The sequence below is a fragment of the Stutzerimonas stutzeri genome (genome assembly GCF_009789555.1).
GTDB classification, from domain to species: Bacteria; Pseudomonadota; Gammaproteobacteria; order Pseudomonadales; family Pseudomonadaceae; genus Stutzerimonas; species Stutzerimonas stutzeri_R.
In genome coordinates this window covers 308,844-322,920 of record NZ_CP046902.1, presented here as the reverse complement: position 1 = coordinate 322,920, position 14,077 = coordinate 308,844, and the positions used below count along the sequence as shown (strand labels likewise).

The window sequence follows — 14,077 nt, the reverse complement described above, 5'->3', positions numbered from 1 at the left end:
CATAACGATAAACTACGACTCACCGAGGCGATGGTAGGGCGAAATGGAACAGCACTCCGAGGGCTTGAAGGTCATGGTGATCGACGATTCGAAAACGATTCGTCGCACCGCTGAAACGCTGCTGAAGAAAGTGGGATGTGATGTGATTACAGCGGTGGATGGCTTCGATGCGCTCGCCAAGATTGCCGATAGCCACCCGCGCATTATCTTCGTCGATATCATGATGCCCCGGCTGGATGGCTATCAGACCTGCGCGCTGATCAAGAACAACAGTTCTTTCAAGTCCACCCCGGTGATCATGCTGTCATCCAAGGATGGCCTGTTCGACAAGGCCAAGGGGCGGATCGTGGGGTCGGACCAATACCTCACCAAGCCTTTCAGCAAAGAAGAGTTGCTGGGTGCCATCAAGGCGCACGTGCCTGATTTCGCACCCGTAGAGCAAGTATCCTGAAGTTCGGCCCTGTGTGCCGCTGAAGCCTTTCCCACGGAGAAACCATGGCTCGCGTTCTGATAGTTGATGACTCGCCGACCGAGATGTACAAGCTGACGGCCATGCTCGAGAAGCATGGCCATGTCGTCCTGAAAGCCGAAAACGGCGCCGATGGCGTAGCGCTCGCTCGCCAGGAAAAGCCGGACGTCGTCCTGATGGATATCGTCATGCCCGGCCTGAATGGCTTTCAGGCGACTCGCCAACTGACCAAAGATGCTGAAACCAGTCACATTCCGGTGATCATTGTGACCACCAAGGACCAGGAAACCGATAAGGTCTGGGGCAAGCGTCAAGGCGCCAAGGATTACCTGACCAAGCCCGTGGATGAAGCGACCTTATTGAAAACCCTGAACGCGGTACTCGCCGGTTAATCAGCGGTTTCGTCATTCGGACAAGGGATGTTGCCAGCATGTCGAATACGCCTACGCCGTTTCAGCGACTTCTGGAAATCGATGCCCGTTGCCGAGCGCTGGCTGCCGGATTGCCTTCGCAGCAAGAGGCCATCCAAACCTGGGCTGGCATCGGTTTTCGAATGGGGGGGCGACTGTTCGTGGCTCCGATGGGGGAGGTCGGCGAGATACTCCACGAACCGCGCTACACCTTGCTGCCCGGCGTCAAAGCCTGGGTGAAGGGGGTGGCGAACGTCCGCGGCAGGCTGTTGCCGATCATGGACCTGTGCGGTTATTTCGGTCTGGAACTGTCCCCGTTGCGCAAGCAGCGGCGGGTGTTGGTCGTCGATCACCAGGATGTGTTTGCCGGTTTGACGGTCGACGAGGTGTTCGGCATGCAGCATTTTCCGGTCGATGCCTTCTCCGAACAGTTGCCACCGGTTGAAGCGTCGATCCAGCCTTTCATCCATGGCGTCTTTCAGCGCGAGCAGCCGTGGCTGGTGTTCAGCCCGCACGCGCTCGCCGCGCATCAGCGATTTCTGGACGTAGCGTATTGATTTAGGTGGGGTCGGCTGATGCCGGCCTTTTGGTTCTTGGAAGGAAACGTACGGGTGGTCCAGGCGGGGGCCGGAAAAAATGAAAAAAATGAACGCAAATGCATTGCTGGCGGGAGTACGTAGCAATACGTTGATCGCCGGACTGTTTATCCTCCTGATCGTGTCGATGGTGCTGCTGTTCGTGAACTTCGCGTACATCAATACCCAGGCCGACTATGACAACGAATACATTGGACACGCAGGTGAGCTGCGAGTTCTGTCTCAGCGTATCGCCAAGAACGCGGTAGAAGCGGCAGCCGGCACGCCTGAAGCGTTCGGCTCGTTGAAAGATGCGCGCGACGACTTCAGCAAGCGCTGGAGCTCCCTCGCCCAGGGCGATGAGCGTATCGGTCTGCCCGCGGTTCCGGACTCGCTTCAGACCGAAGTGGCTGCGGTGCAGCAGGACTGGGACACGCTGCGGCAAAACACCGATGCGATCCTCGCCAGTGAACAAACCGTACTCTCCCTGCATCAGGTAGCCGCGACGCTCGCCGAAACCATCCCGCAATTGCAGGTCGAGTACGAAGAGGTCGTGGATATTCTGCTGGAAAGCGGAGCGCCGGCCGCTCAGGTGTCGGTGGCCCAGCGTCAGTCCCTGCTGGCTGAACGTATTCTGGGTTCGGTGAACAAGGTGATCTCCGGCGACCAGGACTCGGTCCAGGCGGCCGACATGTTCGGCCGCGACGCCAGTCTGTTCGGTCGTGTGCTCAGCGCCATGCTCGAAGGCAACGAGGCCATGGGCATTACCCGTGTGACCGACGTCGAGGCCCTGGATCGTCTGGCTGCGACCTCCGAACTGTTCCAGTTCGTTGCCGGTTCGGTGGACGAAATTCTCGAAACCTCGCCGGAACTGTTCCAGGTCCGCGAGTCGTCGAACAGCATCTTCGAGGTATCGCAGACGCTGCTCGACAAGACGTCCGCGCTGACACAAGGGCTCCAGAGCCGTGCCGACGCACGCTACGTCAATACGCTGGCCGGCTATGTGCTGGGCGCACTGGCCCTGGCTTCGATTTTGCTGATCGGCCTGGTCATGGTTCAGGAAGCCCGTCGCCGCCTGAGCGAAACGGCGGAAAAGAACGAACGTAACCAGACGGCGATCCTGCGCTTGCTCGACGAAATTGGCGACCTGGCTGACGGTGACCTGACGGTGGCCGCCACGGTTACCGAGGATTTCACTGGCGCCATCGCCGACTCGATCAACTACTCCATCGATCAGTTGCGCGACCTCGTCGAAACGATCAACCAGACAGCCGTTCAGGTATCCGGTGCCGCCCAGGAGACCCAGGCGACCGCGATGCACCTGGCCGAGGCCTCCGAGCATCAGGCTCAAGAGATTGCCGGCGCCTCCGCGGCGATTAACGAAATGGCCGTTTCGATTGACCAGGTATCGGCCAACGCCGCCGAGTCCTCTGCGGTAGCGGAGCGCTCCGTAGCCATCGCCAACAAAGGCAACGAAGTCGTTCACAACACCATTACCGGCATGGATAACATCCGTGAGCAGATCCAGGACACCTCCAAGCGGATCAAGCGCCTGGGCGAGTCGTCCCAGGAGATCGGCGACATCGTCAGCCTGATCAACGACATTGCCGACCAGACCAACATCCTCGCTCTGAACGCAGCGATCCAGGCATCCATGGCTGGCGATGCGGGCCGAGGCTTCGCGGTGGTTGCGGACGAAGTGCAGCGGCTGGCGGAGCGCTCGTCTGCGGCGACCAAGCAGATCGAGGCGCTGGTAAAGACCATTCAGACCGACACCAACGAAGCGGTCATCTCGATGGAGCAGACCACTTCCGAAGTGGTACGAGGCGCGCGCCTGGCCCAGGACGCGGGGGTCGCGCTGGAAGAGATCGAGAAGGTATCCAAGAGCCTTGCTGCGCTCATCCAGAACATCTCCAACGCGGCACGCCAGCAGGCATCCTCGGCCGGCCACATCTCCAACACCATGAACGTCATCCAGGAAATTACCTCGCAGACCTCCTCGGGCACCACCGCTACGGCGAAGAGCATTGGTAATCTCGCGAAGATGGCCAACGAGATGCGCCACTCCGTATCCGGCTTCACCTTGCCGGAAACGCAGGATCAGGCCTGACCGAGAGCACGGCGGCCGGCAACGGCTGCTGTGAAAGTTCATGAGTGAGGGGCAGGGCATGCAGCCAAGCGTTGACTGGTCACTGAGACCCTTGGCCGATATGTCGCCAGCGGAGTTTCACGATTGGCAGGCCCTGCTCGAGGAGCGTTCGGGCCTGGTGATTACCGAACAGCGCCGGATCTTCCTGCAGGCCAACCTGAGCAGCCGCATGCGTGAAGTCGGTGTGGCCGATTACGCCACCTATTACCGTCAGGTGATCGACGGTCCCAGAGGCGCTGTCGAGTGGTCGACACTGATGGATCGGCTGACGGTGCAGGAAACCCGGTTCTTTCGTCATCCGCCATCTTTCGCTTTGCTGTCCACCTACCTGCGGCAGCGTTGCGAAACGCGTGAGGCTTCGCGGCCCTTGTCGCTCTGGAGTGTGGGATGCGCAAGTGGTGAAGAAACCTATTCGATGGCGGTCTGTGCCGCCGAGAGCTTGGCGCGCGCCGATGGCGGGCCTCGATATGGAGTAATTGGCACCGACATCAGTCTCAGTGCGCTGGATCGGTCGCGGGATGGCCTATACAGTCGCCGCCGGCTCGAACAACTGGAACCCGACCTGCGTGAGCGATATTTCCAGCCCATGCCGGGCGACCGATTTCAAGTGATACCCAGCCTGGCGGCGCGCGTGTGCTTTGCCAGACTCAACGTGCTGGAGCTGGCCGGTGCGCCAATGTCCGATATGGACGTCATTTTTTGTCAGAACCTGTTGATCTACTTCCGTCGCTGGCGTCGCCGCGAAATCCTCAATCGTCTGGCCGAGCGCCTGGCGCCGGGAGGGTTGCTGGTGATCGGCGTGGGCGAAGTCGTCGGCTGGCAGCACCCGGATTTGGTGCCGGTCGCTGACACTCAGGTTCTGGCCTTTACCCGGAAAAGTTTATGAGCGGAGTCGCTATGGGTGATCGGCACGATTATGTCGCCCTGGAGTGGGTGAAAGGCGAAATTGCCGAAACGCTGAAGCAGGCGCGGCAGGCCCTGGAAGCATTCGTCGAAAACCCGCAAGACTCGACGCGGATGCGCTTCTGCCTGACTTACGTGCATCAGGTGCATGGCACCTTGCAGATGGTCGAGTTCTACGGGGCTGCGCTGCTTGCCGAAGAAATGGAACAGCTTGCCCGCGCCTTGCTGGACGAGCGCGTCGCCAGTCAGACCGAGGCGCTCGAAGTGCTCATGCAGGCGATTCTGCAGATGCCTGTTTACCTGGACCGCATCCAGAGTGCTCGCCGCGACCTGCCCATGGTGGTGCTGCCGCTGCTCAATGATCTGCGTGCCGCGCGTGGCGAGAAGCTGTTGTCTGAAACCAGCCTGTTCTCACCCGATATGTCCGCTCGTGCGCCCGCGCTTTCGGATGAGTACCTGGCCCAGCGGCAGACCGATGACCTTCCTGCCCTGCTCCGAAAATTACGCCAGATGCTTCAGGTCGCGTTGGTCGGGGTCATCCGCAACCAGGATCTGCCGACCAACCTGGGCTATATGGCACGGGTTTTCGCGCGCCTGGAAATGCTCTGCAAGGACGCGCCCTTGGGGGCGTTGTGGCAGATAGCATCCGGCGTAGTCGAGGGGCTGGCCAGTGGCGCCGTGGCTAACGGCACCACGATCCGCAACTTGCTGCGTCAGGTGGACAAGGAGCTCAAGCGCCTGGTCGCGCAAGGCGCCGATGGTATCAATCAGGCCGCGCCGGATGAGCTGACCAAGAATCTGCTTTTCTACATCGCCAAGGCACCGACGGAGTCCCCGCGGATCAAGGCGCTGAAGGCCGAATACAGCCTGGACGACGCGCTGCCTGACAGCACATTGGTCGACCAGGAACGGGCTCAACTGGCAGGCCCGGATCGCGGTGCGATGCGCTCGGTGGTCGCGGCATTGTGCGAGGAGCTGGTGCGGGTCAAGGACAGCCTGGATCTGTTCGTGCGCAGCGACCGCATGGGCCTGGCCGAGCTGGGCGTGCTGCAGGCGCCGCTCAAGCAGATCGCCGATACGCTTGCCGTGCTGGGCTTCGGTCAGCCACGGCGGATCATCCTGGACCAGATCGGCGTCGTCGAAGCCTTGGCGCAAGGGCGGCAGCAGCCCGACGATGCAGCCTTGATGGACGTAGCCGGTGCCCTGCTTTATGTCGAGGCGACGCTGGCTGGCATGGTCGGCGGTACGTCCGACGATCGAGGTGAAGAGAGCCACCTGCCGACGACCGATGTCGCGCAGATTCATCGGTTGGTCATCCGCGAAGCGCGGACTGGCCTCGAGCAGGCCAAGGACGCGATCATCGAGTTCATCGCTTCACAATGGAATCATCAACACCTGGCGCGCGTACCGGAGCTTCTTACCCAGTCGCGTGGTGGGCTGGCGATGGTTCCGCTTGCGCGTGCCGCTGCATTGCTGGACGCCTGCAATCGCTATATCCAAGAGCAATTGCTCGCGCACCAGGCCATCCCTGACTGGCAAAGCCTGGACACGCTCGCCGATGCGATCACCAGCGTCGAATACTATCTCGAACGTCTGAGCGAAGACCGTGGCTCGCAGGGCGATCTGATTCTCGACGTCGCGCAAGAGAGCCTCCAGGCGCTGGGCTACCCGTTACATGAGCAGGCGCCGGCCCATGAGGATGAAGAGGCCGGCCATGACGCAGACCTCGCGCTCTCCGACCCACTGGATGAAATCGAGGTATTGCTGCCGGAGCCAAGCCCTGAGGCGGTGGATGCCGGGCCACTGGATCACGTCACGTCCGCCCAGCCGGACGATATGCCTCTCGAAGGTTCGGCGCCTGTCGACGCCGAACCTTCGATCGACGGGCAGGCGGCGGCGGTCGACACCGCTATCGATGAGACTGAGTCCGGGTTGTCGGCCTGGACGTGCGAGCACGTCGACCACACTGAGCCTGTGGCTGCTGAGGTAAGCGGTGCGGAGTCCGAAGGCCACTTGGCCGATGCCGACGAGCAGAACACCGACGATTCGCTCGGTTATACGGTGGCATGGACCGAAGCCGAGATGGCTGAGCTCGATATGCCGGAAGTGGTGCTGCCGGAGCTGATGGAGCCGCCCGCGCCCGCTGAGCCTGCGATCAGCATGGAAGACGTGATGGCCGCGCCTGTCGTCTCGATCAACCCCCCGGCACAACATGTTCCGCCAACCTTGCTCCCACCGCCTGAAGGCGAGGAGCCGGTCGATGAGGACCTGCTCGAGGTATTCATCGAGGAGGCGGCGGAAGTACTTGAAACCATCGGCGAGTACCTGCCCCAGTGGTGCGCCGATACGGCGGACAAGAACGCGCTGGGTGAAGTTCGGCGAGCCTTTCACACGCTCAAGGGCAGCGGTCGCATGGTGCGCGCGCTGATCATTGGCGAACTTGCCTGGTCAGTCGAGAACCTGCTCAACCGTGTCCTCGATCGCAGCATCGATGCGAGCGAAGCGGTCAAGACACTGGTGGGCGATGTGGTCGCGCTGATGCCGGCACTGGTCGAGGAGTTTGCCGCCAAGGCACAACGCCAGCGCGACGATGTCGATCGTTTGGCGGCCAATGCCCATGCGCTGGCCAAAGGGCAGCCGACCGACCCCGATCCGACGGGTGGCGTTGCACTCGACGAGCCAGCGCCCGAGCCGGTTGTCGAAGACGTGCTGGACCCCCAGTTGCTGGAAATCTTCCGCAACGAGGCGGAAGCCCACCTCACCACACTCGTCGATTTTCTCGCCGATTGCGCTCAGCGCCTGCCACAGCCGGTGACCGACGCCTTGCAGCGAGCCCTGCACACGCTCAAGGGTAGTGCGCACATGGCAGGGATCCTGCCCATGGCGGAAATCGCGACCCCGCTGGAAAAAATGGTCAAGGAGTTCAAGGCCAATCTGATTCAGATGGATCTGGCCGAAGCGGAACTGCTGCATGCGGCGGAACAACTGCTGCGTCGTGGGCTGGATAACCTCGAGCGCGACCCACTGGCGCCCATCGAAGGCGCCGACGCGTTCATCGCCCAGGTTCACGCATTGCACCAGGCTCGGCTGGCGGAAGCCGGCGAGCGAGGCGAAAACGAGCAGGGTGAGCCGCGCGATCCAGGCATGATCGCGCTGTTCCTGTCCGAAGGCATGAACATTCTGCTGGACGCCGAAGACTTGCTGCACAGCTGGCGCGAGCACCCGGCCGAACGTCAGGAGCTGACCGCGCTGCTGGAAGAATTGACGACCCTTGGGCTCGGCGCGCAAATGGCCGATCTGCCTCAGATCGATGCGCTGTGCCAGGTTCTGCTCAACCTCTACGCGGTCGTACAGGACGGTCGCCTGGCGGTAAGCGCACGCTTTTTCGACGATGCCGAGCAAGGTCACGAGGCGCTGGTTGGCATGATGGATCAGGTCGCGGCCGGTTTGCAGGTCACTGGCCAGCCTGAGCTGGTCGCCCGTCTCGAAGCGCTGTTGGCTGAAGCGGTCGATCCGCACGCATACTCACTGCCGGTCGACGAGACGCAACCCGATATGGCAACCCCGGTTGGCATGACTGAGGCACTCGCCGAGACTACGATCGAAGCCGAAGCCGAAGCCGAAGCCGAAGCCTGGCCCGCCGAGTCGCACCTCGAGCAGGACGAGCTGGACGGAGAAATGGTCGAGATTTTTCTCGATGAGGCTGTCGATCTGCTCGAAAGCGCTGGCGGCGCACTGGAACGCTGGCTCGCGGATTCTTCCAATCAATTGGCACTTTCGGCCCTGTTGCGCGATCTGCACACGCTCAAGGGCGGCGCGCGTATGGCCGAGATTCGGCCGATCGGCGATCTGGCGCATGAGCTCGAAACGCTTTATGAAGGGCTTTCGGATGGCCGTTACGTACACACCGCCGACCTCGCCTCGCTGTTGCAGCGCAGCCATGATCAGCTCGCTGTGCAGCTGGAGCAGTTGCAGGCCCATCAGCCAATGGACGCTGCCGCTAAGCTCATCGAACGCATTCGGGCCTACCGGCAAGGGATCGCGCCGGCGTTCGAAAGCGGTGCTGGCATAGCCGATGAAACGCCGCTCCCCGATGCGGATACACAGCGGACGGAGCCCGTTGCCGACGCCGGCATCGATGCAACCGAGTCTGCCGCGCCGGGCAATCCGATCGAAGCCCCACTGCTCGATGCCCAAGCGGACCCTTCCGAGGGCCTGACAGCGATGGCAGCCGACATGGACGGCGAGCCTGCAGACGAAGCGGTGTCGCATGAGCCCCCTCTCGTCGATCCGGAGGTGCCGGACGACGAGGTGACGCTGCATGCGCAGGACGCTACCGCTGTCGAGCAAGGCGAATCGCTCGAGGCGCAGGTGCCGGCTTCGATGGAGCCGACAAGTGGCGCAGCCGACGCATGGGAAAATCGCGATCCCGAGCTGGTGGAAATCTTTCTGGAGGAAGGCCTCGATATCATCGAACGCGCAGGCGCCTCGCTGCAGCGCTGGATGGAGGATGTCGGCAACAGCTTCGAGCTCGAAGCGCTGCAACGCGATCTTCATACCCTCAAAGGTGGCGCGCGGATGGCCGACATCCGTGAGATCGGCGATCTTGCGCATGAGCTTGAGTATCTGTACGAGGGGCTCTGCGCCGGCAACTACCGTGCAAGCCCGACATTGTTCACCCTGCTGCAGACCTGCCATGACCGGCTCGCAGCGATGCTCGATGCGGTACGCGCCTACCGTGAGCTTCCGAGCGGCCAGGACCTGATCGCAACCATCGAACGCTTTCGGGCGAACCCCGACGAGCAATTGAGCATGCCCAGCAGCGTCGCGCTGAAGGCCGCGCAGGACAGCGCCCAGGATGCCGCCGAGGCCGAAATCCTGGATATCTTCGTTGAAGAGGCGGATGAGCTGCTCGAGGAAATGGAGGGCGCGCTGGGGCGATGGGAATCCACGCGTGATGGCGCAGCCCCCATGGCCGACATGATGCGTGTATTGCACACGCTCAAGGGTGGCGCGCGGTTGGCGGCGCAAAGCCGCTTGGGCGATATGGCCCACGATCTGGAACAGCGCCTTAGCGAGGCGCAACTTCAGGGCGGCGTCTGGACCGATAGCCTGTTCCTGGATGTGCAGAGCGGCTACGACGCGCTGCTCAATGAAGTCGAATCGATGCGCTCACGCCTGGCGAGCGAGCCCGACGTCGCCGCGGCTGAGAGGCCGCCAGCAGACCCGCAGGGCGATGAGGTCGACTCCTCGGTCATCGTGCTCGAAACCCCTATCGTCGCGGCCAGTGTCCAGGCGCCAACCGACAACGCGTCAGCCAAGGTCCTGCCGTTCATTCGTAGGGCCGAGCAGGCGGCGCTGGATGCCGCGTCCCGTCGCGCACCGCAGGAACTGGTTAAAGTGCCGGCTGACCTTCTGGAAGGTCTGGTCAACCTGGCGGGCGAGACGTCGATCTTCCGCGGGCGGGTCGAGCAACAGGTGAGCGATGTCGGCTTCACGCTGGGAGAGATGGAGGCCACCATCGAGCGGGTGCGCGATCAGTTACGGCGCCTGGATACCGAAACCCAGGCGCAGATTCTCAGCCGCTATCAGGCCGAGGCAGAGCGCGCCGGTTACGACGATTTCGATCCGCTGGAAATGGACCGTCACTCGCAGCTCCAGCAGCTTTCTCGCGCGCTGTTCGAGTCCGCGTCCGACCTGCTTGACCTGAAAGAAACCCTGGCGGCGCGTAACCGCGACGCCGAGACGCTGCTGCTTCAGCAGGCTCGCGTCAATACCGAGCTCCAGGAAGGCCTGATGCGCACGCGCATGGTTCCTTTCGATCGGCTGGTACCGCGCCTGCGCCGCATCGTTCGCCAAGTCGCCGGCGAACTGGGCAAGCAGGTCGAATTCCATGTCGGCAACGCCACCGGCGAGATGGACCGCAGCGTGCTCGAGCGCATCGTCGCACCGCTGGAACACATGTTGCGCAATGCGGTGGATCACGGGATCGAAACCGCTGCCAAGCGGGTGGCGGCGGGCAAGCCCGAGCAGGGCAACATTCATCTGGATCTGAGCCGTGAAGGCGGCGACATCGTTCTGGCATTGAGCGACGACGGAGCGGGGATCAACCTTGAAGCCGTTCGACGCAAGGCGGTCGAGCGGGGTTTGATGCAGGCCGGTAGCGAGCTATCGGATCATGAGGTGCTGCAGTTCATTCTAGGAGCCGGATTCACCACCGCCGAGCAGGTGACCCAGATCTCCGGGCGCGGTGTCGGAATGGACGTGGTGCACTCGGAGGTCAAGCAGCTCGGCGGCTCCATGAGCATCGAGTCGACCGTTGGAGGCGGTACGCGCTTTCTGATCCGCCTGCCCTTTACCGTGTCGGTCAACCGGGCGCTGATGGTCTACTCCGGCGAGGATCTCTACGCGATTCCGCTCAACACCATCGAGGGTATCGTGCGGGTCTCGCCCTATGAGCTGGAAGCCTATTACCAGCCCGGTGCGTCGCGCTTCGAATATGCAGGGCAGACCTATGAGTTGCGTTACCTCGGCGAACTGCTGAACAACGGACAGCGGCCCAAGCTGGTCGGCCAGAGCCTGCCGTTGCCGGTCATCCTGGTGCGCTCGAACGAGCACAGCGTGGCGGTGCAGGTCGACAGTCTCGCCGGCTCGCGCGAAATCGTGGTCAAGAGCCTGGGCCCGCAGTTCTCCACGGTGCCGGGCATTTCAGGTGCAACCATTCTCGGCGACGGTCGGGTGGTGGTGATTCTCGATCTGCTCGCGACCATCCGAGTGCTGCATGCCCAACTGCTTACCCAACAACAGCCGCTGCGCCTGTTTGGCGACGACGAGCAGACGGAGGCCGAGGCCGATCGGCCGACATTGGTCATGGTCGTCGACGATTCGGTCACCGTGCGCAAGGTCACGAGCCGTCTGCTCGAGCGCAACGGCATGAACGTGCTGACGGCCAAGGATGGGGTGGATGCGATCACCCAGCTGCAGGAGCGCAAGCCGGACGTCATGCTCCTGGATATCGAGATGCCACGCATGGACGGGTTCGAAGTGGCGACCCTGGTACGTCACGACGAGCACCTGAAGGATCTGCCGATCATCATGATTACCTCGCGGACCGGGGAAAAACACCGGGACCGGGCGATGGCCATCGGTGTTAACCAGTATCTCGGCAAGCCGTATCAGGAGTCGCTGCTGCTTGAAACCATCCAGCAATTGGTCAAGCGCCATGACTGAGGTCGTTGCGGCACGCATCGGCGTGATTGCCGACACTTCGCTGCAACGGCATGTACTGCAGCAAGCGTTGAGTGCCAATGGCTACAAGGTTGTGCTCAACAGCGATCCTGCGCGGTTGCAGGAAGCGGACCTGATGGTCGTCGACGCCGACCTATGGCTCGTCGATCTGGCGCAGACGGAAGATTCACCCTTGGTCAATGCGCTGCTCGAGCGGGACAGCTGCCCGGTACTGTTCGGCGAGGGACACGCGCCCGAACGCCATTCCGAGCACTATCCGCGCTGGGAACGTCGCTTGTTCGGCAAACTGAAACGGTTGGTGGGCGATCCGTCCTGCGTCGTAGGCCCGCGTCTCGAAGTGCTGCGTGGACAGGCCGAGCGCCCGGCGCGCCTCGAACTGCCCGGGGCCCTGGCCAACGCCGATTCACTGGCGGGCGAACCGGCACGTGAGATTTGGTTGTTGGCCGCATCGCTGGGAGGTCCCGAGGCGGTGAAAGCCTTTCTCGACGCGTTGCCGGGCGGACTGCCGGTTGGTTTCGTCTATGCACAGCACATCGAGGCCAGTTTCGAGTCGGCTCTGTCGCAGGTGGTGGGCCGCCATAGCCAGTGGAGCGTCAATCAGAGCCGGGAAAACGACTCGATCCGCTGCGGCGAGGTCGTGGTGGCGCCCATCAGCCAGGAAATGAGTTTCGGCAAGGACGGCACCATGCTGTTGAGCGGGCGCGACTGGCCCGAGCCGTACAGCCCATCCATCGATCAAATGATGTTGAATCTGGCGCAGCAGTTCGGTAGTCGCTGCGGTGTCATCGCCTTCAGCGGCATGGGCAGCGACGGTAACGCCGCAGCCGCATACGTGCTTCGCCAGGGCGGCAGTGTCTGGACCCAGCGTGCCGATTCGTGCGTCTGTTCGAGCATGCCGGACAGCCTTCGCGAAGGCGGCTACAGCTCGTTCAGCGGCGACCCGCGCGAACTGGCGCAGGCCCTGGTCAATCATCTTGCGCAACAGGCCCACCAGCCCGTTGCGGCTTTGCAACTGGATACTCCATGAGCCAACCCGCTATTACCCAGGACACTTCCGCCAGTATCACCGGCCTACTGGTGCCGCTGGCCGACCGCACGCTGCTGTTGCCCAACGTCGCCGTCGCCGAGTTGATTCCCTATCGCGCCCCGCAACCAGGCCAAGGCACTCCGTCCTGGTTTCTCGGACAGGTCGCCTGGCGGGACCTGACCTTGCCGCTACTGTCATTCGAGGCGGCGTCGGATGGTGAGCCCGAGACGGGCGCGCACGCACGTGTGGCAGTGCTCAATGCCTTGGGCGGACGTGATCATGTGAAATTCATCGCCTTGCTGGTGCAGGGCATTCCCCGCTCGGTCAAGGTCGATGCCAGTCTGGCGCGCTCGGACGTGGCGCTGGCTCCGCTTGAGCTGGATGCGGTCAACCTCGGCGACGTGCAAGCGCGGATTCCGGACTTGGTCGCGTTGGAGCAGAAGCTGGCCGATGCCGGGCTGATCTGACGGGCCGGGCCAACCCGGCTGCACGCGCTCAGTGGTCAAAGCGATAACGATGCGCCCTCACACCCCGGGCTGGAAGTCGCCCCATAGTTGCTGTGCGACGCTCAGGGCCACTACCGGCGCGGTCTCGGTGCGTAGCACGCGCGGTCCGAGGCGGGCGGGCTGAAAGCCGGCGTTGCGTGCCTGCTCGACCTCCGCATCGTTCAGGCCGCCTTCAGGGCCAATCAGAAACGCCAGCGTGGAGGGCGGACGATGCGCTGACAGCGGTTCGGCGACTGGGTGCAATACCAACTTCAGCTCCGCTTCCACTTTCAGCCAGTCGTGCAGTGACATCGGTGGATGAATCACCGGAATGACCGAGCGGCCGCACTGCTCGCAGGCACTGATTGCGATCTGGCGCCAATGCGCCAGGCGCTTGTCGGCCCGTTCATCTTTCAGGCGAACTTCGCAGCGCTCGGTGACGATTGGCGTGATTTCGGTGGCGCCCAGCTCGGTCGCTTTCTGAATCGCCCAATCCATCCGCTCGCCGCGCGAAAGTCCTTGGCCGAGATGGATTCGGAGTGTCGATTCGGGCAGGCCCGGCAATTGCTCGTGCACCGCTACCTTGACTTGCTTCTTGCCCACCTCGACCAGCTCGCCCCGGTATTCCTGGCCGAGGCCATCGAACAGCTGCACAACGGTGCCTGTCGTCAGCCGCAAGACCCGGCTGATGTAGTGGGCCGAGGCTTCAGGCAGCATGTGAGTGCCGATCGAGAGCGGCGTATCGACGAAGAAGCGGGATGTGCGCATCGGGGAAACTACGGTCGGAAAAAATGAAGGCGGCAGTCTATAG

9 protein-coding genes are annotated in these 14,077 nt (G+C 62.5%); 8 read left to right on the top strand and 1 reads right to left on the bottom strand.

Annotated features, from left to right (window positions below; translation table 11 throughout):
* The first annotated feature begins 43 nt into the window (after positions 1-43).
* From pilG to GQA94_RS01420, 8 genes are all read left to right on the top strand, one after another.
* Complete coding sequence (gene pilG, locus GQA94_RS01455; RefSeq protein WP_019339789.1) at positions 44-451, top strand: twitching motility response regulator PilG; 408 nt, start codon at positions 44-46, stop codon at positions 449-451.
* A 44-nt stretch (positions 452-495) separates the two neighbouring features.
* Positions 496-861: a twitching motility response regulator PilH gene (pilH, locus tag GQA94_RS01450; RefSeq protein WP_158186391.1), complete on the top strand. Its 366-nt coding sequence runs from the start codon at positions 496-498 to the stop codon at positions 859-861.
* 38 nt (positions 862-899) lie between these two features.
* A complete protein-coding gene (locus GQA94_RS01445) occupies positions 900-1,436 on the top strand; it encodes a chemotaxis protein CheW (RefSeq protein ID WP_158186390.1) in 537 nt (178 codons plus the stop codon).
* A gap of 79 nt (positions 1,437-1,515) precedes the next feature.
* Positions 1,516-3,564: a methyl-accepting chemotaxis protein gene (locus GQA94_RS01440; RefSeq protein ID WP_158186389.1), complete on the top strand. Its 2,049-nt coding sequence runs from the start codon at positions 1,516-1,518 to the stop codon at positions 3,562-3,564.
* A 58-nt stretch (positions 3,565-3,622) separates the two neighbouring features.
* Positions 3,623-4,489 (top strand): CheR family methyltransferase, encoded by an 867-nt coding sequence (locus GQA94_RS01435; protein ID WP_158186388.1) that lies wholly within the window; start codon positions 3,623-3,625, stop codon positions 4,487-4,489.
* A gap of 11 nt (positions 4,490-4,500) precedes the next feature.
* Positions 4,501-11,736 carry an Hpt domain-containing protein gene (locus GQA94_RS01430; RefSeq protein ID WP_158189999.1) on the top strand — a complete coding sequence of 2,412 codons (7,236 nt, stop codon included), beginning with the start codon at positions 4,501-4,503 and terminating at the stop codon, positions 11,734-11,736.
* Positions 11,729-12,781, top strand: a complete 1,053-nt coding sequence (locus GQA94_RS01425) for a chemotaxis protein CheB (RefSeq protein WP_158186387.1) — start codon at positions 11,729-11,731, stop codon at positions 12,779-12,781. The genes GQA94_RS01430 and GQA94_RS01425 overlap by 8 nt, the downstream gene beginning before the upstream one ends.
* Entirely contained in the window at positions 12,778-13,248 is a 471-nt protein-coding gene (locus GQA94_RS01420; RefSeq protein WP_158186386.1) for a chemotaxis protein CheW, read from the top strand. The genes GQA94_RS01425 and GQA94_RS01420 overlap by 4 nt, the downstream gene beginning before the upstream one ends.
* Before the next feature lie 57 nt (positions 13,249-13,305).
* On the opposite strand, the gene GQA94_RS01415 is transcribed toward GQA94_RS01420, so the two are convergent.
* Positions 13,306-14,034, bottom strand: a complete 729-nt coding sequence (locus tag GQA94_RS01415) for a 16S rRNA (uracil(1498)-N(3))-methyltransferase (RefSeq protein WP_158186385.1) — start codon at positions 14,032-14,034, stop codon at positions 13,306-13,308.
* Positions 14,035-14,077 lie beyond the last annotated feature (43 nt).

Bases quoted from the DNA above. Each gene is read 5' to 3' on its own strand.
- pilH (WP_158186391.1), top strand. From the start codon at position 496: ATGGCTCGCGTTCTGATAGTTGATGACTCGCCGACCGAGATGTACAAG.
- GQA94_RS01435 (WP_158186388.1), top strand. From the start codon at position 3,623: ATGCAGCCAAGCGTTGACTGGTCACTGAGACCCTTGGCCGATATGTCG.
- GQA94_RS01420 (WP_158186386.1), top strand. From the start codon at position 12,778: ATGAGCCAACCCGCTATTACCCAGGACACTTCCGCCAGTATCACCGGC.
- GQA94_RS01430 (WP_158189999.1), top strand. From the start codon at position 4,501: ATGGGTGATCGGCACGATTATGTCGCCCTGGAGTGGGTGAAAGGCGAA.
- GQA94_RS01425 (WP_158186387.1), top strand. From the start codon at position 11,729: ATGACTGAGGTCGTTGCGGCACGCATCGGCGTGATTGCCGACACTTCG.
- pilG (WP_019339789.1), top strand. From the start codon at position 44: ATGGAACAGCACTCCGAGGGCTTGAAGGTCATGGTGATCGACGATTCG.
- GQA94_RS01440 (WP_158186389.1), top strand. From the start codon at position 1,516: ATGAAAAAAATGAACGCAAATGCATTGCTGGCGGGAGTACGTAGCAAT.
- GQA94_RS01445 (WP_158186390.1), top strand. From the start codon at position 900: ATGTCGAATACGCCTACGCCGTTTCAGCGACTTCTGGAAATCGATGCC.
- GQA94_RS01415 (WP_158186385.1), bottom strand. From the start codon at position 14,034: ATGCGCACATCCCGCTTCTTCGTCGATACGCCGCTCTCGATCGGCACT.